This is a genomic window from Agrobacterium sp. GW821-FHT02D03 (genome assembly GCF_059421725.1).
Genome location: NZ_JBWKVN010000002.1, coordinates 865,402 through 884,706, shown reverse-complemented (window position 1 = coordinate 884,706; position 19,305 = coordinate 865,402). Strand labels below are relative to the sequence as shown.

General features: G+C 58.5%; 15 protein-coding genes. 4 read left to right on the top strand and 11 right to left on the bottom strand.

Going from position 1 to position 19,305, the window contains the following annotated elements:
* The first annotated feature begins 65 nt into the window (after positions 1-65).
* Complete coding sequence (locus AC07U5_RS17425; protein ID WP_494723762.1) at positions 66-1,304, top strand: aminopeptidase; 1,239 nt, start codon at positions 66-68, stop codon at positions 1,302-1,304.
* 380 nt (positions 1,305-1,684) lie between these two features.
* On the top strand, positions 1,685-3,571 hold the full coding sequence (locus tag AC07U5_RS17420; RefSeq protein WP_494723761.1) for an MFS transporter: 1,887 nt from the start codon (positions 1,685-1,687) through the stop codon (positions 3,569-3,571).
* Positions 3,572-3,642: 71 nt separating this feature from the next.
* Here AC07U5_RS17420 and AC07U5_RS17415 read toward each other — a convergent pair whose 3' ends face one another.
* The 8 genes from AC07U5_RS17415 to AC07U5_RS17380 form a co-directional block, all read right to left on the bottom strand.
* Entirely contained in the window at positions 3,643-5,052 is a 1,410-nt protein-coding gene (locus AC07U5_RS17415; protein WP_494724268.1) for a mannitol dehydrogenase family protein, read from the bottom strand.
* Positions 5,052-6,248: a mannonate dehydratase gene (gene uxuA / locus AC07U5_RS17410; RefSeq protein WP_494723760.1), complete on the bottom strand. Its 1,197-nt coding sequence runs from the start codon at positions 6,246-6,248 to the stop codon at positions 5,052-5,054. The genes AC07U5_RS17415 and uxuA overlap by 1 nt, the downstream gene beginning before the upstream one ends.
* Positions 6,249-6,266: 18 nt before the next feature.
* Positions 6,267-7,316, bottom strand: coding sequence for an L-idonate 5-dehydrogenase (locus AC07U5_RS17405; protein WP_494723759.1), 1,050 nt, complete (start codon positions 7,314-7,316; stop codon positions 6,267-6,269).
* 73 nt (positions 7,317-7,389) lie between these two features.
* Complete coding sequence (locus AC07U5_RS17400; protein ID WP_062443734.1) at positions 7,390-8,796, bottom strand: TRAP transporter large permease; 1,407 nt, start codon at positions 8,794-8,796, stop codon at positions 7,390-7,392.
* Position 8,797: 1 nt separating this feature from the next.
* Positions 8,798-9,373: a TRAP transporter small permease gene (locus AC07U5_RS17395; protein ID WP_112359028.1), complete on the bottom strand. Its 576-nt coding sequence runs from the start codon at positions 9,371-9,373 to the stop codon at positions 8,798-8,800.
* 112 nt (positions 9,374-9,485) lie between these two features.
* On the bottom strand, positions 9,486-10,460 hold the full coding sequence (locus AC07U5_RS17390) for a sialic acid TRAP transporter substrate-binding protein SiaP (RefSeq protein ID WP_494723758.1): 975 nt from the start codon (positions 10,458-10,460) through the stop codon (positions 9,486-9,488).
* Positions 10,461-10,536: 76 nt separating this feature from the next.
* On the bottom strand, positions 10,537-11,235 hold the full coding sequence (locus AC07U5_RS17385) for a FadR/GntR family transcriptional regulator (protein ID WP_494723757.1): 699 nt from the start codon (positions 11,233-11,235) through the stop codon (positions 10,537-10,539).
* A gap of 115 nt (positions 11,236-11,350) precedes the next feature.
* Positions 11,351-12,418, bottom strand: a complete 1,068-nt coding sequence (locus AC07U5_RS17380; RefSeq protein WP_494723756.1) for an Ldh family oxidoreductase — start codon at positions 12,416-12,418, stop codon at positions 11,351-11,353.
* Positions 12,419-12,542: 124 nt separating this feature from the next.
* On the opposite strand from AC07U5_RS17380, the gene AC07U5_RS17375 reads away from it, so the two are divergent.
* On the top strand, positions 12,543-13,544 hold the full coding sequence (locus AC07U5_RS17375; protein ID WP_494723755.1) for a GntR family transcriptional regulator: 1,002 nt from the start codon (positions 12,543-12,545) through the stop codon (positions 13,542-13,544).
* 54 nt (positions 13,545-13,598) lie between these two features.
* The gene (locus AC07U5_RS17370) at positions 13,599-14,717 is read left to right on the top strand and encodes a mandelate racemase/muconate lactonizing enzyme family protein (RefSeq protein WP_494723754.1); all 1,119 of its coding nucleotides are present in this window, start codon (positions 13,599-13,601) and stop codon (positions 14,715-14,717) included.
* A gap of 16 nt (positions 14,718-14,733) precedes the next feature.
* Here the strand turns inward: AC07U5_RS17370 and AC07U5_RS17365 are convergent, their stop codons facing one another.
* The 3 genes from AC07U5_RS17365 to AC07U5_RS17355 form a co-directional block, all read right to left on the bottom strand.
* Entirely contained in the window at positions 14,734-15,258 is a 525-nt protein-coding gene (locus AC07U5_RS17365) for a flavin reductase (RefSeq protein ID WP_112520606.1), read from the bottom strand.
* Between the two features lie 309 nt (positions 15,259-15,567).
* On the bottom strand, positions 15,568-17,727 hold the full coding sequence (locus AC07U5_RS17360) for a methyl-accepting chemotaxis protein (RefSeq protein WP_113261379.1): 2,160 nt from the start codon (positions 17,725-17,727) through the stop codon (positions 15,568-15,570).
* Positions 17,728-18,114: 387 nt separating this feature from the next.
* Positions 18,115-19,104 (bottom strand): Bug family tripartite tricarboxylate transporter substrate binding protein, encoded by a 990-nt coding sequence (locus tag AC07U5_RS17355; RefSeq protein ID WP_112520605.1) that lies wholly within the window; start codon positions 19,102-19,104, stop codon positions 18,115-18,117.
* Positions 19,105-19,305: the final 201 nt, after the last annotated feature.

Sequence of the window (19,305 nt, the reverse complement as noted above, 5' to 3'; positions counted from 1 at the left end):
GGTTGGCTTTCCCGATGGATGGTCTATTGTCCAAACCCATTCAAGCAGACATGTGAAGGCAGATCATGAGCGTTTCTCCTATCGATCCCGTCAAACTCGAAAAGCTGGCCGAAGTCGCCGTCAAGATTGGACTTCAGCTCCAGAAGGATCAGGATCTGGTGATCACGGCGCCGCTGGCAGCCTTGCCGCTGGTCCGTTTCTTGACCAAGCACGCCTATATGGCAGGCAGCGGCCTGGTCACCACCTTCTATTCCGATGAGGAAACGACGCTGGCGCGCTATCGCCATGCAAGTGACGCCAATTTCGACAAGGCGTCCAGCTGGCTCTACGAAGGCATGGCAAAGGCTTACGCCAACGGCGCTGCAAGACTGGCGATCTCCGGCGACAACCCCATGCTTTTGTCCGAACAGGACCCGGCCAAAGTCGCGCGCGCCAATAAGGCAAACTCCACGGCCTACAAGCCGGCGCTTGAGAAGATTTCCAACTTTGACATCAACTGGAACATCATCTCCTACCCCAACCCATCCTGGGCCAAGCAGGTCTTCCCGGACGTCAGCGAAGACGAAGCCGTTCGTAAGCTGGCGGATGCGATCTTCGCAGCATCGCGTGTGGATGTCGCCGATCCGGTGGCAGCCTGGGTCGAGCACAATGCCAATCTTGCCAAGCGCTCCAAGTGGCTGAATGGCGAGCATTTCGCCTCGCTGCGCTTCACAGGTCCCGGCACCGATGTCACCATCGGCCTTGCAGACGGCCATGAATGGCACGGCGGCGCCTCCGTGGCGAAGAACGGTGTTACATGCAATCCGAACATCCCGACCGAGGAAGTTTTCACCACGCCCCATGCGCTGCGCGTGGACGGTTATGTCTCCAGCACCAAGCCGCTCTCCCATCAGGGCACGCTGATCGACAACATCCAGGTGAAGTTCGAGGCAGGCCGCATCGTCGAAGCCAAGGCCTCGAAGGGTGAATCGGTGCTGAACAAGGTACTCGATACAGACGAGGGTGCACGGCGCCTCGGCGAAGTGGCGCTGGTGCCGCATTCCTCACCGATTTCGGCGAGCGGCATTCTGTTCTATAACACGCTGTTCGACGAGAACGCCTCGTGCCATATCGCGCTCGGCCAGTGCTACTCCAAGTGCTTCATCGACGGGGCGACGCTCAGCCAGGATCAGATCAAGGCGCAAGGCGGCAATTCCAGCCTGATTCACATCGACTGGATGATCGGCTCCGACAAGGTCGATATCGACGGCATCAAGCCCGATGGCTCCGTCGTGCCCGTTATGCGCAGGGGCGAGTGGGCCTGATCTCGGCACGGGCCTCTTAGAGCGCCGCGCTTCCTTTTGGACGCACAGCCGCTCTGCCTTTTGAACCGACGCTTCGTGCTTTGCGAAAATCGAGTCCGATTTTCGGGCCGATGCTGCAGGATGAGAGGCCCGGCCCGCCACTGCGGCAGAGCGATTGGCGACAGCGATCGTAACGGATCGCCGCTCGTGCCTGCTATCCCCTGTCAATCGGTCCTGAAGAGCGCGCGTCTATTAGACTAAAGTCATAAGCCAAAAGCATCGCTCTTCCTTTCGTTAAAATTCTGTCACTTTGCAATCAGGTGCATCGCGCCCGGAAGGGCCAGTTCGAGGGGAGTCGAGCTGTTGCGATGCGTCTTCTTGATTTCTGTGGAGGACAGCCAATGGCAAATATAGCAGCGACAGGCGTGGAAAAGGCCCGCCCCATGACGGGGGAGGAGAAGAAGGTCATTTTCGCCTCTTCTCTCGGTACGGTCTTCGAATGGTATGACTTCTATCTCTATGGTTCGCTCGCCATCTATATCGGCGCGAACTTCTTCAGCCAGTATCCGGAAACGACGCGCAACATCTTCGCGCTGCTGGCCTTTGCGGCAGGCTTTCTCGTTCGTCCCTTCGGCGCTCTGGTCTTCGGCCGTCTCGGTGATATCGTCGGACGTAAATACACCTTCCTCATCACCATTCTGATCATGGGCTTCTCGACCTTTGTGGTCGGTATTCTGCCAGGTGCCGCACAGATCGGTATTGCAGCGCCTATCATCCTCATTCTGCTGCGCATGCTTCAAGGTCTGGCACTCGGCGGTGAGTACGGCGGTGCTGCGACCTACGTGGCAGAGCACGCGCCGAATGGACGTCGCGGCTATTACACCTCGTGGATCCAAACCACCGCGACACTCGGTCTCTTCCTGTCTCTGGTCGTCATTCTCGGCGTGCAGTTCAGCCTCGGCAAGGAAGCCTTCGCAGCCTGGGGCTGGCGCATTCCATTCCTGCTCTCCGTCATTCTGCTCGGCGTATCGGTCTGGATCCGTCTGAAAATGAATGAATCCCCTGCCTTCAAGAAGATGAAGGAAGAGGGTAAGACATCCAAGGCCCCGCTCAGCGAAGCCTTCGGTCAATGGAAGAACGCCAAGATCGCCATCATCGCACTTCTTGGTGCGGTCGTCGGTCAGGCAGTGGTCTGGTACACGGGCCAGTTCTACGCCCTGTTCTTCCTCCAGAGCATTCTGAAGGTGGATGGCCAGTCGGCAAACATCATGGTCGCCTGCGCTCTCCTGCTCGGCACCGGCTTCTTCGTTCTCTTCGGCTGGCTCTCCGACAAGGTTGGCCGCAAGCCCATCATCATGGCTGGCCTCGTTCTGGCGATGCTGACCTACTTCCCGCTGTTTAAAGCGCTGACATGGGCGGGCAACCCAGCCCTTGCTGAGGCCCAGGCGACCGTTCGGGCAACCGTGACGGCTGCTCCCGGCGACTGCAAGTTCCAGTTCAACCCAACGGGCACGGCAAAGTTCACGACATCCTGCGATATCGCAACCTCGTTCCTGACCCGTAACTCCGTACCTTATGATGTGGTGGAAGGCCCTGCCGGACAACCCGCCACCGTCAAGATCGGCAACACCACCGTAAGCAGCTACGACGCTGTGGCAGCAGGTGCAGACGCGGCCGCCAAGGATCGCGCTTTCCAGAAGCAGATCAACATTGCCCTGCATGACGGCGGTTATCCGCTGGTTCGCGGCGCCGCTCAGGTCCCAGCCGCAAAGCTCGACGCCTTTGTTGCTGCAAACCCTGAACTGGCGCTCAACGCCGATGCAATCCAGGCAACGCCTGCCAAAACCGTACCCGTCGACAAGCTTGTCACAGACAAGCTGCTGACACCGGCGGAAGCCAATGGCGCAACCGAGATGGCCGTCTATACGGTTCCGGGCGGCGGCGCCTTCAGCATGGTTGCCGATCCGGCAGCCGTGAACTGGGTGGTCATCATCGCGGTTCTGACCGTTCTCGTCATCTATGTGACGATGGTCTACGGCCCGATCGCAGCGCTTCTGGTCGAGCTCTTCCCGACCCGCATCCGCTACTCCGGCATGTCCCTGCCCTACCACATCGGTAACGGCTGGTTCGGCGGTCTGCTTCCTGCAACGGCGTTTGCGATGAGCGCTGCCAAGGGCGATATCTACTACGGCCTCTGGTACCCGATCGTCTTTGCCGGCATCACGCTCGTGATCGGCCTGCTCTTCCTGCCGGAAACGAAGGACCGCGACATCCACAAGATGGATTGAGGACCCTCAGATCCCAAAGAAGAACCCGGCGAGACGATCGCCGGGTTTTTTGTTGCTCGAGAATGGGAAGCCTAGACCTTCAGGCTCTGCAATTCGGCATTGACGCGATCGCGCCAGGCGCGATTCTGGACGAGTGCTGGCGGGAAAAGTCCGTCGATGGCAAAGAAGGACGCCGAGGGGTCGCTCGGATCGACATTGCCCGCGGCGGCAAGGATCTCCTCGCGACGCGGATCGTCGAGATTTCCGCGCTTGTGGATCGAGGCGATCCAGAGCGCGATCACATAGGCAAACGCCGCAGCATCTTGGCCCGCCTCCAGCGTTTCCACGGTTGCCGCCAGAACGCGCTGCGGCAGCTTCTGGCTAGTGTCCATGGCAATCTGGATATTCTTATGCGCAATCGTCGGATTGGCAAAGCGCTCGACAAGCTCATCCATATAGGCAGGCAGATCAATGCCCGGCACCGGATCGAGTGTCTTGACCGCTGCCTGCATATGCCGCCTGACCTTCTCGACAAATTCCGGCACAGCCATCACGTCGCGCACGAATTCAAGGTCATTGAGAATGCCAAGATGGGCAATCATCGTATGCGGTCCGTTCAGCAGACGCAGCTTCATCTTCTCATAGGGTTCGACGGCCTTGGCGAAGACGGCACCGCCCGCTTCCCATGCGGGTCGACCAGAGACGAAATTCTCTTCGATGACCCACTGCATGAAGGGCTCGGTCTCGATCGACAGCTTGTCTTCAACGCCAAGAAGTGCTTCCGCCCTTGCGCGGCTCTCGGCCGTTGCCGCTGGAACGATACGGTCGACCATGCTGCATGGGAATGCACCATTTTCGGCAATCCAGTGCGCCAGTTCGGGATCGCGACGCTCCGCCATGTCGAGGACGAGGCGACGAACCACGTGACCGTTGGAGGGGAGGTTGTCGCAGCAGAGAACGGTGTAAGGCGCGATCCCCTTCTCGCGACGCTTCGCAAGACCCTCAACAAGGAAACCGACCGCACCGACCGGCGCGTGAGGATTGACAAGATCGGCCGCGACGGAAGGATGCTTCAGGTCCAGACCACCCGTGACGGGGTCCAGCCCATAGGCCTTCTCGCTGACCGTCAGTGTGACGATCTTGATGGTTTCGTTGGCAAGATAATCGAGCACATCCGTGCCGCGTTCGGCGGCGCAAAGCCAATCGACCGTGGCACCGATGACTTCCGCCGTATCGCCTTCCGCATTGCGAACTATGATCGAGTAGAGACCATCCTGCTCGGCAAGCGCTTCCACCGGATCAGGGGACCGTAGATTGACCGCAACAATGCCCCAGGCGCCGAACTGTTCCGACAAAGCCCGCTGCGTATAGACGGCCTGATGGGCGCGGTGGAAAGCGCCGAGCCCCATATGGATGACGCCGGGCTGCAAATTCGCGCGGTCATAGGAAGGCTGTGCAATGACGTCAGGCAATAGGGTTGAAGAAGACAATCTGCTCATAATCAAATGATTCCATAGTTGGGATGAGAAAGGGTACGTTCGATACCGCGAAGTTCCGCGAGACCCTTCAGCCGGCCGATAGCCGGATAACCGGGCTGAGCGCCACGGGTCACATCGTCCAGGATTTCCTGTCCGTGATCCGGTCGCATGGGTATTTGATGATCGGAAAGACCGGCATCCAGACGGCGTTTCTCTTCTGCGAGAAGGGCAGCAATCACGGCAACCATATCCGTTCCACCTTCCAAATGCTCGTCCTCGAAGAAGGAGCACGGCACGGTATCGGTGTCGCGGGTGACGTTGCGCAGGTGAACGAAGTGGATGCGGTCGGCAAAGCGCTTGGCGATGAAAGGCAGATCGTTATCCTGTCGCGCACCAAGAGAGCCGGTGCAAAGCGTCACGCCGTTCGCGCGGCTATCGACGGCACTCAGCATATGCGCGTAATCCTCTTCCGTCGAGAGAATGCGCGGCAGACCGAGCAACGGCCACGGCGGATCGTCGCCATGGGCGCAAAGATTGATGTCGACCTCTTCTGCCACCGGCACGACCTCGGAGAGGAAATCGATGAGATTCTGTTGCAGCCTTGCCCGATCAATGCCGTGATAGCTGCGCAACTTCTCCAGAAGCTGGTCGAGCGTGTAGCCATCGGCGGAGCCGGGAAGGCCAGCGCCGATGTTCCTGCCAAGTGCGGCAATCTTCGCGTCCGGCATATCGGCAAAGCAGCGCGCGGCCTCGTCCACCAGCCAATCGGGATAATCGGCAGCGGCGTTCGGGCGCTTGAGAATATGAATATCGAAAGCGGCAAAATCGGTCAGGTCGAAGCGCATTGCTCTCGCCCCGTGGCGGGTTTCCCATCTGAGATCGGTTCGTGTCCAATCGAGCACCGGCATGAAATTGTAGCAGACGGTGCGGATCCCGCTTGCTGAGAGCCGGCGAAGCGTTTCCTGCCAGTTGGTGATGTGCTGCTTCCAGTTGCCTGTCTGAGTCTTGATGTCTTCCGACATCCAGACGCTTTCCACCACATCCCAATAAAGCCCGCCCGACTTGATTTCCGCATGACGCTTCTGGATTTCGTCGACAGGCCAGACATCGCCGGTTGGAATGTGATGCAACGCGCTGACGATGCCGACGGCACCGGCCTGTGCGGCGTCCTGAACCGTTACTCTGTCCACTGGCCCGAACCAGCGCCATGTATGTCTCATGATCCTATCCTCTGAATTTTAGATCTGGTCGCTGAAGGTGATCTGCACCTTGCAGGCCACCTGGCGGTCACCGGCCTGTTCGAAAGCCGCAACCGCCTGTTCAAGCGGAAAATGATGCGAAATGATCGGCCGCACATCGATGGCGCGAGACGAAATCAGCGAGACGGCCTCACCAAACTCCGCGTCGAAACGTTGCGACCCGCGCCAGTTGATTTCCTTGCCCACCAGCAGGTTGAGCGGGATCGTGATGTCTCCCGTCACTCCCACCTGCACAAGGGTGCCGCGCGGCTTGATGGCACTGAAGGCGGATCGAAGCGCAGGCGCGGCGGCCGAGCAATCGAACACCACGTCGAAGCTGCCCTTGTTTTCCTGATAAGGCGCTAGCGCCTCCGGGTTACTGGCAACGTTGACTGTTCCTGTCGCCCCCATGGCCGGTGCGCGGGCGATGGCGGCATCTGTAAGGTCGGTCACGAGGATTTCGGCCGCACCGGCGTGTTTTGCCGCGGCGACGGTCAAGAGGCCTATCGGCCCCGCGCCGGTGATCATTACGCTTTTGCCGGAAAGATTGCCCGCTTGCGAAACGGCATGAAGGCAAACGGCGAGCGGTTCGGCACAGGCGGCCTCATGTGCGCTCACGCCCTCGGCGAGGGCAAAACATTGCTTCGCAGGCACGACCAAATGGTCGCGGAACATGCCCTGCTCATGCGGCAGTCGCATGGCGCTTCCCATAAAGCGCATATCGAGGCAGTGGATAGGTTGTCCCTTGAGGCAATAAGCGCATTGGCCACAGGGCTGCGATGGATTGACGGCCACCAGCGCACCGATCGCAAGACCGCTGACACCTGCGCCGAGTTGCTCGACATAGCCTGAGGCTTCATGGCCGGAAATGATCGGCTCGCGCACCTGTACAGGCCCGAATCCGCCATCCTGATAATAATGCAGGTCAGATCCGCAGATCCCTCCGGATGCCATGCGCAGAAGGACTTCGCCCTCCCCCGGCGCGGAATACTCCTGCGTTTCGACCTTGAGGTCTCTTTTGCCGTAAAGACGCGCGACGCGTGTCAGCATTTCCAGTCGACTTTCCTTGTCGTGACAGAGGAGGTCCGCGCGAGCCTAAACCTGCGCGGACCGATTTCATACCCTATCGGATCAGACCCATTTCCGTTGGCAGCCACAGCGTAATTGCCGGAATGAAGGTGATCAAAATCAGCGCCACGAAGAGCGGAACAAGCCATGGCAGAATGGCCATCGTCGTGCGCTCTACCGAAAGCTTCGCCACACGGGAGAGAACGAAGAGCACCATGCCGAGTGGCGGATGCAGGAGACCGATCATCAGGTTCAACGTCATGATCAGACCGAAATGCACCGGATCGATATGGAACTGCAAGACCAGCGGCAACAGGATCGGCACGAGGATGGTGATGGCCGCAATCGTGTCGAGGAAGCAACCTACGAACAGCATCAACAGGTTGACCAGCAAGAGGAAGATCCATTTGCTGTCGGTCAGCGTCAGGATCGCTGCGGAAAGCAGTTGGGCCGCCTGGCTGACTGTCAGAAGCCAGGCAAAGACCGAAGCCGCCGCCACGATGAATAGAACCGATGCCGTGGTTTCGATCGTGTCGAAGGTCGCCTTCGCCAGCGTTTTGAACGTCATCGTCCGATAACGAACAAGACCGAGGAAGAGCGACCAGAGCACGGCCGCGACCGCCGCTTCCGTCGGCGTGAACCAGCCCATGGTCATGCCGCCGATCAGAATGACCGGCGTCATCAGCGCCATCACGGCGGAGAAGTCAAAGTACCAGTCGCAGAAGATCAGTACGGCCAGCACGATCAGGATGGAGAGGTTCAGCGACATGCCGAATAGGGTCAACACGTAGATGCTGGCGGGAACGAGCATGACGATGAAGACTTCCAGCGAGGCACCGAAGATGGTGCGCAGGCTGAAGGGCGTGTCCGAACCCCATTGCTTGACATAAGCGAAGACCGCAACCGTGATCATCATCAACAGCGTCATGACGACACCGGGCACGATGCCGGCCATGAACAATGCGCCGATGGAGACGTTGGCCATCATCCCGTAAATGACGAAGGGCAAGGAGGGCGGGAAGATAGGCCCAAGCGTTGCCGAAGCGGCCGTGACGCCGACAGCGGCTTCCACCGGATAGCCGTGATCCTTCATCGCCTTGATTTCAATGGTGCCGATGCCGGCGGCATCTGCCAGGGCCGTGCCGGACATGCCGGAGAAGATCACCGAGCCGATGATGTTGACCTGTGCCAAGCCACCCTTCATCCAGCCGACGAGGGCCACGGCGAAGGAATAGATGCGCCCCGTCACGCCGGCGGAGTTCATCAGGTTTCCGGCCAGGATGAAGAATGGGACCGCGAGAAGCGGAAAGCTTTCGACGCCCGCGATCATGCGTTGCGCCGCGATGATATCCGGCGCGACATTATAGAAGACGATGTAGAGCAACGACGACGTCGCCATGGAGATGGCCACCGGCAGGCCGACAACCATCAGAAGGAGGAAAGAACCGATCAGCAGCAGCATCTCAAATCTCCTCGCTCGTCTGGAATTCTTCCGGCCGCTCAAGAACCGAATAGCCGCGACGCTGATTGGCCACGAAGACCTGGATCGCGCGCAGGAACATCAGCACGAAGGCGCCGAAGACGGTGTAGAAAACGATATTGCGCGGCAGCGCCACGGTGACCATTTCCTCATCCGCAACGATCTCCAGATAACGCCACATCAGCCATGAGCCGTAGGCGAAGAAACCGATGCGGATGATATCGACCGCGATTGCCATGATGCGCGTGAGATTCGGTGGCAGGTAGTGGTAGAGAACATCGACCTGGATATGGCGCGACATGCGCACGCACATGACCGAGCCAAGGAAGACGACCCCGATCAGGCAGTTGACGGCGATTTCTTCGGTCCAGGCATAGCTGTCATTGAGAACGTAACGGGTGAAGAACTGGAGGAAGACGCATCCCGTCATCATCCAGAACAGAGCGAGCGTCAGCCAGTCTTCGAAGGCATAAACGGAAAGGTCGGTATCGGGCGGTGCCTCGTCGAAAGTATGGGCAAGCTCCTCGGGCGTAACCTGAGTATGGATTTCCTGCGTCATTGAATTTTTCCGGTTGGAGCATCGGCGCGAGCAGCAGTGTCAAGATGCGCTCACCTGCCGGTGCTGAAAACGAGAAGGGTGGCGCGGAGATGAGCCCCGCGCCAGGCGCAATTTACTGGATGGCGCGGATCGCTTCCCAATCGGCCTTGTTGTATCCGAAGTCTTCGAACTTCACCTTGTCGAGCACGTTCTTTTCGAAGTCGGCCTTGTCGACTTCCGTCACCGTCAGGCCACGCTTCTTGAAGTCGTCCACGAGTGCCACTTCACGCTCCTCAATGATCTTCGTCGTCTTGGTGGCAGCCTCCTGCATCACGTCGACGAAGATTTTCTTGTCTTCGTCAGACAGGCTCGCCCAGCGCGACTTGGAGATCACCGTATTGAGATGGTCGACGATATGGCCGGTCAGAACGATGTTCTTCTGCACTTCGAAGAACTTCTTTGCTTCGATGGTCGTCAGCGGATTTTCCTGCGCATCGACCGTGCCGTTTTGCAGCGCGAGGTAGACTTCGGCGAAAGCGATCGGCGTGGTGTTGGCGCCGCAGGCGCGCGGCATGGCAAGATAGGCCGGCACATCCGGAACGCGCATCTTCACGCCGTTCAGGTCGCTGCACTTCTCGATCGGCTTGTTCGATGTCGTGTGGCGCGTACCGTAATAGCTGACCGCCGTGATGACGTTGCCAGTCTTGTCCTCGTAACCCTTGGCAAGACGCTTGAAGACATCGCTCTTGGTGTAGGCGATCAGGTGCTCCGGATTGCGGAAGATGTAAGGGAAGTAGGTGACGCCAATCGGCTTGGAATCGCGGGCTGCAAAGCTCGAACCGGAGATGATGATATCGACCGTGCCGAGTTTCAGGCCCTGATTGATATCGGCTTCCTTGCCGAGCTGCGATGCCGGGAACACATCGATCTTGTAGCGACCCTCCGTGCGCTTCTCGATCTCCTTCGCCGCCCATACCGATTCCGTGTGGAAGGGTTCCGTCGTCTCATAAACATGGGCCCATTTCAGTACGGTCTGCGCCTGCGCAGACAGCGCAGAGGCCACGATGATGGCTGTGGCACCCAGCAGGCTTCTCAATCTGAACGTCATTTCTGTCTCCTCCCGAGATAGTGTCAGATGTTGCTTCTCTACCGCCGCGTCGAACGCGACAGCACATTACCTCCCCTCAAGCCTCCTCTCCGAAGCTTTGAGAAAATCTCTTTTGCGACTGGCTGAGATGTCGCTGCATGGCAGCTTTCGCCGCGTCCGGATCGTTTGCGGCAATTGCATCACGGATCACCACATGCTCCTCAAGCGCCAGGCGCCAGGTCCGCGGCCCTTCGAAATGGCTGGCAAGACGCTCGAAGTAAGGCGTCATGCGGCGGTCGAAGATATGTCCGGTGAAGCGATGGAGTGTGACATTGCCGATGATGTCGGCGATCGCCAGATGAAACGCCCGGTCGTGAACCAACATCTTCACCGCGTCGCCGATGGCATCTTCCATCCGCTTCAAATTCTCATCCAGTAGAGCGACATGCGAGGCATTGGCGCGCTTTGCCGCCTCTTCGGCAATGCCACCTTCGATGATGCTGCGCGCCTGGAGAATTTCGAAAGGCCCGTCGCTGTCGTCCGCAGGCAAGATCGAGTGCGCTTTCGGACGTTGGTTGACGTATACCCCTGAGCCCATGCGGATCTGGATGTAGCCTTCGACTTCCAGCACGATCAACGCTTCGCGAACGGTCGGCCTTGAAACTGCAAAGCGTTCGGCAAGATCGCGTTCTGCCGGAAGCTTGGCTCCGTCCGCGATTTCACCTGCCTCTATCAACGTCCTGATCTGATCCGCCACCTGCCTGTGGAGGCGACGCGGCTCAAGCGCCACAAACATGATGTCCCCTCCCGCTGCGGCATTGGTAAAGTGGTCTTACCAATCATGTCCATTAAGGCTGTTTCGCTGACGAAGTCAATTGGCAAACGTGGATCGCGCCTCCGACCCCGTCACATCAGGCAAATGGCTGCGTAATACCCAACCGATTTGCCAGATCTGCGAATGACTGCCGCGTCGCCGGGTCCAGGACAACACCTTGACGCTCCCTTTCGGCCGCGACTTCCCACTCGCGGTCTCCTGGCGCCATCACCCGTGCGCCCTCACGTGCTGGCGAGTTTCGCAACGAGTCCAGATAACGCGTCATCGCTCCCTCGAAGACGCTTTTCTCCAGAAATGCCTCAGGCTTCAGCGCAAGAACGAAGGCACCCATACCTCGTGGCGTGGAAAAATCCGGGCCACCCATCGACGCGATGTCGAAGCTGAGCTTCATCCCGGTCAACACCGCGCTGAAGATTTCCGCCACACCGCCAAGTGCTGCGCCCTTGAAGCCGAACTCGCCACCGAGCGGAGCAAGCATGGCCGCCGCATGCGGATCCTTGGTGTCATGGCCGCCTTCGTCCGAAGCTGTCGCATCGGGCAAAGGCTGACCAAGGCTCCGATAGAGCAGCACACGGTTATAGGGGATGGAGCTCGTCGCCATGTCGAGAAGCCATGGGTTGTCTCCGGCGGACGGAACACCAACCGCAATCGGATTTGTGCCGTGAAAACGCTGCGCGCCGTCGTGCAAACGCACGAAGCTATCGGAGTTGCAGAAGGTGATGGCGATAAACCCTCGCCTCGCCGCTTCCAGCGAATAGGCCCCGGCGGGGCCAAAGTGAGAAGTGTTGCGAATGGCAACCGCCCCGATGCCGAACTGTGTCGCAAGCTCGGTGGCATGGGTCATCGCCGTATAGGCAGCCAGCGCCCCGTGCGCATCATCCGCATCCAACGTTTCGACAGCGCCGAGCCCAGCCACCTTGCGAAGGCGAGGGGTGCGGTTGATGCGTCCACCCTGCATGGCAGTCACGTAGTGGTCGAGCAAACGGACGCCGTGGCTGTCCACGCCGTAGCGCGTTCCATGCATCATGGCGCGCGTCGCCGCATCCGCCGTTGGGGCATCCGCACCACAGGCTGCGAAGACCGCGCGGCAGAACCGGTCCAGCAATGTCAACGGGACATGGGCGCGCGCCTGGTCTTGCAGCATCCTGGCTTCTCCTTTTCAAAATGTCTTATGCATACACTAGACATTGTTTTTTGGCCGTGCAATCCCTGTAGCGCTAAAAACGATCGCTGGTCGGCAACGAGACCGAGAGTGGGGGAGGAGAACAATGAAGAGCGCCGCGACCGGAATCGCGCCCCGCCTGTACCGCAGAGCCTGCGACCTTCTGGCTGCGGACATCGCCAATGGCGTCATCGTTCACGGCACGAGGCTGACCGAAACCATGGTCGCCAACCGCTTCGGCATCAGCCGCGCACCGGCACGCCAGGCGCTGGCTGAACTGGAGCGTCTTCATCTCGTGCGCAAGGCCGAGAGCCGCGGCTATGATGTCGTGGCAAAAAGCAAATCGGTGCCAAAGATACGCACAACCGATGAGAGTTCGGTCCCCACGACCGACACGATGCGCATGCAGCCGAGATCCAGTTGGGAACTCATCTACGACAATATCGAGATCGAGATCGTCTCGCGCACATCGCTCGCAGATTGGCGAATAAACGAGGCGATGCTGGCCAAGCATTATGGCGTCAGCAGAACCGTGGCGCGCGATGTCGTTGCGCGTCTGCAGCAGCGCGGTATCGTTCACAAGGACGAGAGCGGGCGATGGTATGCACCGGCGCTCACGGCCAAGCATATCGACGAACTCTATGAGCTTCGCTGGATTCTCGAGCCGATCGCGCTGGAAAAGGCGGCCGCCAATTTTCCGGACGGACTGTTGCTCTCCTTGCGCAAAAACGTCGCGGACGCCATCCAGTCGGTCGACAAGATCGACGGCGAGATGCTCGATGCGCTCGAACAACAGTTGCATGTCGAGCTTCTCGGCTACTGCGAAAACGCCTCGCTGATGCGTGCCATCAGCCTGCCGCAGGCGCTGCTCGTCGCCCACCATTTTCTCTATCACTGGACCATGGGGCTCTTCGACACCGAGCCCTTCCTGCCGGAACACCTGGCGATTTTCGACAGCCTTCTGGCAGGCGATATCGAAGGGGCGAAAGCCGGGCTGACACGCCACCTGCAAATCTCCAGAAGCCGCGCGATGATGCGCATCAAAGCCGTCGCGGAGGTCATTTCGCCTGACGAGTTGCCTTATCTCGAGAAGATGGAAGGCGGCTGAGCAGCAGGATTCCACAAGACATACCACCCGATAACCGGAGGAGGGTTATCCGTCATGAAAATCGCATCTATCCACCCCTTCATTCTTCATCTGCCACTGACGTCCGATTCCATTTCGGACTCGACCCATTCCATCACCCATTGGGGCGTCGTCGGCACGAAGATCGTCACAACGGATGGGCTGGAGGGTTACGGCTTTACCGGCACGCATGCACATCTCGCCTCGGACCGACTGATCACTGCCTGCATTCGCGATTGCTATGCGCCTCTCCTGATTGGCGAAGATGCCAATGACCATTCGCGGCTCTGGACCAAGCTTGCCCGCTATCCATCGCTGCAATGGGTCGGCCGTGCAGGCATCACCCATCTGGCACTTGCCGCGGTAGACGTCGCGCTCTGGGACTTGAAGGCGAAGAAGGCGGGCCTACCGCTTTGGAGCTATCTGGGCGGAGCCCACACCGACAAGCTCGAGGCCTACAATACCGATATCGGCTGGCTTTCTTTTACGAAGGACGCTTTGATCGAGGGCTCCACAAGAGCCGTCGAACATGATGGCTTTACCCGGCTAAAGATCAAGGTCGGTCACGACGATCCGAATGTGGATATCGATCGGCTGACGGCGGTTCGCAAGCGTCTTGGCGGGTCGGTGCGCATCGCCATCGACGGAAATGGCAAATGGGATCTGCCGACCTGCCAGCGTTTCTGCGCGCTCGCACGGGATCTGGATATCTACTGGTTTGAAGAACCGCTCTGGTATGACGATGTCGGCAGCCACGCAGCACTCGCCCGCAACACGGCAATTCCGATCGCGCTCGGTGAACAGCTCTACACGGTCGATGCCTTCCGCTCCTTCATATCAGCGGGCGCGGTCGCCTATGTTCAGCCGGATGTGACCCGGCTTGGCGGCATTACCGAATATATTCAGGTGGCGGATCTGGCCCTGGCGCATCGCCTGCCCGTCGTGCCGCATGCAGGCGAGATGAGCCAGGTCCATGTCCACTTGAGCTACTGGCACCCGGCCTCGACGATCCTCGAATACATTCCCTGGATCAAGGATCACTTCGAGGAGCCGGCAGATGTTCAGGGCGGCGTCTACAAGCGGCCGCAACGCCCCGGCGCTGGCACGACCGTGCTGGAAAAAAGCTTTGCCCGTTTTGGCAAAAGCATAGGCTGAAGCGACGTTGGCGCGTTTAGAGCGTGCGATAAGCCCGCTTGAAGTAAAGCAGCGCCTCTTCCCCTTCTCCTACGGCAGTATCGACCACATCGCATATGATGATGTCGTGGGTACTGCCATCATGGATTGCGCGAACACGGCAATCGAAGGAGGCGAGTGCGCCTTTCAGAATCGGTGCACCGGTTTCGAGCGACGACCACTCACCGCCTGCGAAACGCTCCTCCATCGGGGTCTTGCCTCCGAAGAGCTGGCTCAATGGCTGCTGATCTGCTGAGAGCGTGTTGACGCACACGACGGCGTTCTCAAACAACATCCGGTACGCCGATGAACTGCGATTGATGCAGACGAGAAGGGTTGGGGGATTGTCCGATACGCTACAGACGGCGGTGGCGGAAAACCCCGCCCTGCCTGCCGGTCCATCTGTGGTGACGATATTGACTGCGCCGGCAAGCTGCGCCATCGCGTTTCTGTAGTCCAGGCTGCGCTCTTCCGCAGTCTTAATCCCCATTGCGGCTTCCTTCTCACCATCTGACATACGCATCTCAAGCGACTGTTCCTAAAGAGTCGTCAAATACAGGACGTCTGTTCCGCTCCACATTAACGTCTCGAGGCCGCAAGGGAATCGAAAATTCTTCCCGCAGCGAATAAATGCGGGCCGACCTCAATTCGCTGTCCCCCAGAGCGCCTTACGTCGTCTTGTTGGATGCACAAACAAAGCCTTACCTTCTTGAAGACGCGCATCGTGATTTTTGCGAAATTTCAAGCCTGATTTTTACACCTCTATTGGTGACAGAAAAAAAGCCCCAGACGACGTCCGGGGCCTTTCATCAGCGATGCTGATCGCGCAGTTTCAGAACTCTTCCCAGCTGTTTGCCTTCAGCGCCGCGTTCCCGTTGAAGGAAGACGCAACGCGATTGACGAGGCTACGAACTGGAGAGCGCTGAGGTGCCGCGGATGGAACGACGGGACGTGCCGAGACCGCCGTCTGAGCGCTGCGCTGCGAACCCGTTTCGAACGCGCCCACGAGGGAAAACAGCGAATCCGCCTCTCTGGCGAGCGAGTGGCTGGCTGCCGTCGACTCTTCCACCATGGCAGCGTTCTGCTGCGTGCCCTGATCCATTTGGGAAACCGCGTTATTGATTTCCTTGATACCGGTGGACTGCTCACGCGATGCCTCAACGATTGAGAGCACGTTGACGCTGATATCCTTCACCTGCGCGACGATGTGGGTGAGCGCCTCACCCGTCTCACCGACAAGGCCAACACCGTTTTTGACATGATCGCCTGACTTTGCAATCAGTGCCTTGATGTCCTTTGCAGCACTGGCCGATCGTTGGGCAAGCTCGCGCACTTCCTGGGCGACGACAGCGAACCCCTTACCGGCCTCACCCGCGCGTGCGGCTTCGACACCAGCATTGAGTGCTAGCAGATTGGTCTGAAACGCAATCTCGTCGATGACTCCAATAATATTGGAAATCTCTCTTGAAGACGCTTCGATCTCGTTCATGGCGCCGATGGCCTTTGTCACGACAACGCCGGAGCGTTCTGCGTTTTCACGCGTTTCGCTCACGAGGCGACCGGCTTCCTCTGCCCGGCGCGTCGTATCCGCCACCGTGGTCGTGATCTGCTCCAGCGCCGCGGCGGTCTCTTCGACCGACGCTGCCTGCTGTTCTGTGCGTCGTGCCAAATCGTCGGCAGATGCTCTGATCTGGTTGGAACCCGCCGCAATCCCCTGCGCGTTTCCGCTGACCTTTATGATCGTATCCTCAAGCCGCTCTATCGCACCATTGAAGTCCACGCGGATCTTGTCGAGACGGTCAGCGAAGCTGTCTTGGATGCGGTAGTTCAGCTTGCCGTTTGCAAGAGCGCCGAGACCCGCACCGAGCGTATCGACCACGTGCTGCACTTCCGCTGCGTCCTGGGCCTGCCGCGCTTCGCGCTCCAAACGTTCACGTTCAGTGAGCGATCGGTTGGCCTCGGCTTCGGCCTCAAGCTTGATACGCTCCTGGGCGTTGGTTTTAAAGACTGCAACGGAGCGAACCATTTCGCCGATCTCGCTGCAGTCAGGTTCAACATCCAATGCAGCATCGGCGCGACCTGCTGCGAGTTCACGCATGGTGCCAACCACGCTGCCGATAGGGCCCGTGATCGAGCGGGTAATGATTGCGGCAAGAACAGCCACGACGGCAAGGACACCTAAGGATGTTAGAATTGATACAGTAAGGCCACGTTGTTCAGACGTCGCAACGCCTGTAGCATAGGCACTCAGTTCCGCACCGACTTTGTCTTCGACCGTCTTGAGAACGTTGATGCGGTCCGTGGTCGCTTTGTACCAAGCTTCTCCGCTGATGCCACTCAACTGGCCTCCAAAGGGCGCCTGTAGAAGAACAGAGCGCTGCGTATCGACAAGCTTGGCGGCATCGCTGCCAAGTGCAGCCTCCAGCGCTGATTTTTCAGCAGCACCTGCATAGGAATCGAAGATCGAGAAATAGACGCCCTGCATGGCACCGAGGCGAACGAATTTCTGATAGCTTTCGGGAGTGATGCTTCCGGTGGTAAAGGCCGCGGTTCCGACTGTTCGTTCCTGGCCCGCCCGTTCCTTCCCTTGCAGGAGTGCAGAATAAGCGATTATCCGATTGGAAATGCGGCTGTCCGACGTCAGAGAACTCATCGATTCGATGAGCTTGATCTGGCTGCCGATCGTATCGGCGAAATAAGCACCAATATCGGCAACAGATGCCTTTAGCGAGGTAATGTCCTGCCGCATGGCGTCAAGCTTGTCGAGCTTTGCTTGCGCGGTAATGGCGAGCTGCATGAAAGCAGGAGTGCCGGCGGCTTCTTCGGTCGTCAGATTAAGCTTTCGAAATCTCGCAATCGCGGCATCGGTCACGAGGCGCTGTTTTTCGAGAAGAGGTCCGAACTCGCCCTGCCCCTTCGCACCCACAAAGCCGGCAGAGGCACCGCGCTCCTTCTGAATTTCGTGGACCATACCACCGATCAGAGGTGCCATGGCTGAGATCTCAGAGACGGAACTGGCTTGAGAGGCAACGTCCAGCCTTCGGAAATTATCTTGGACCACAGCGCCTAGGAGGGCGATTGTAGGGATAGCGGCAACCACGACGATGCGGGTGCTGATTTTCAAGTTCCTGAAAAAATTCACTTTTGCCTCGATCCATCTGAAGACTCTTCGACGGCGCTTGAACGCCTGCGACGACTTTCGTCATGGATGAAGGTAATAGGATAAAATAATTTATTATCGGTTTAATTGCCTAAATGATGATCAGGTGTAACAGCAGTTGATCACATTTTTCATGGCTTAACCAACAGGTAAGGATTGGAGGTGCCTTCCCCTGCGGAGATACTGGGGAAGACGATCCATCGCGAGGCTGTACTGGCCTTAGTCCATCTGAACGTTGGCTTCCTTCACCACCGGACCCCATTTGGCAATCTCTTCCGACACGTGGGTCTTCAGCTCCTCCGGCGACGAACCGACGATTTTAGCGCTGAAATCCGCCATGCGCTTTGCCACATCCGGATCGGACAGTGCCGTTTTGGCAGCCTCATTCAGCTTGGCGATTGCCTCAGGCGGCGTTCCGGCCGGTGCAAAAAGCGCATTCCAGGTATAGGTCTCATAACCTGGCACGGTTTCGGCAATAGTCGGCACATCCGGGAAGGAGGACGCCCGCTCCGCCGTCGTCACACCCAGCGCCTTCAAGGTACCCGACTTGATGTGCGCGGATGAGGATGGCAGGTTGTCGAACATGATCGAAATCTGATTGCCCAGCAGATCGTTCAATGCCGGGCCGGAGCCCTTATAAGGCACGTGCTGCATGTCGACGCCGGCCATGCTCTTGAACAGCTCACCAGAAAGGTGAAGCGGCGTGCCGTTGCCGGATGAGGCATAGGCATGCTTATCCGGCTCCTTCTTCAGGAGCGCGATCAGCTCGGCAACATTGTTGACCGGCAGCTGCGGATTGACAACCAGCACGTTCGGCACGACGACCAGCAACGAAATCGGTGCGAAATCCTTTTCAGGATCATAGGGCTTCGTCTTGAGGATCAATGGGTTGAGGGCATGTGTCGCCACCGTACCCATGAGGATCGTGTATCCATCGGGCTCGGCGCGCGCAACGCGGTCAGCACCGAGATTTCCGCCAGCACCGGCGACATTCTCGACGATGATCTGCTGGCCAAGCGTGTCACCCATTTTTTGCGCAATGACGCGCGCAACGACGTCGGTGGAGCCGCCTGCCGCAAAAGGCACGACGAGCGTGATCGTGCGCTCGGGAAAAGCCTGCGCATGAGCGCCTGTGTTGAACGTTAATAAAGCTGCCGCCGATGCAGCAAGCATCAATGCTGCACGGCGTTTCAAATACCCAATTGCCATAAAATCTCCTCCTCACGGCCCAACGGCCTGGGAGGCATAGTACTAAAAGCGACGACCGTAGCAACCTCTACATGCGATCTAAGCTTTTCCAGGAGTCAATTTGTTATGAAATACACGCATGACGCGTTTCTTATATTTGGATGGCTATTCTGAGCAATAAAAAACCCGCCGTGAAAGCGGGTTTTTCAGCATCATGACATG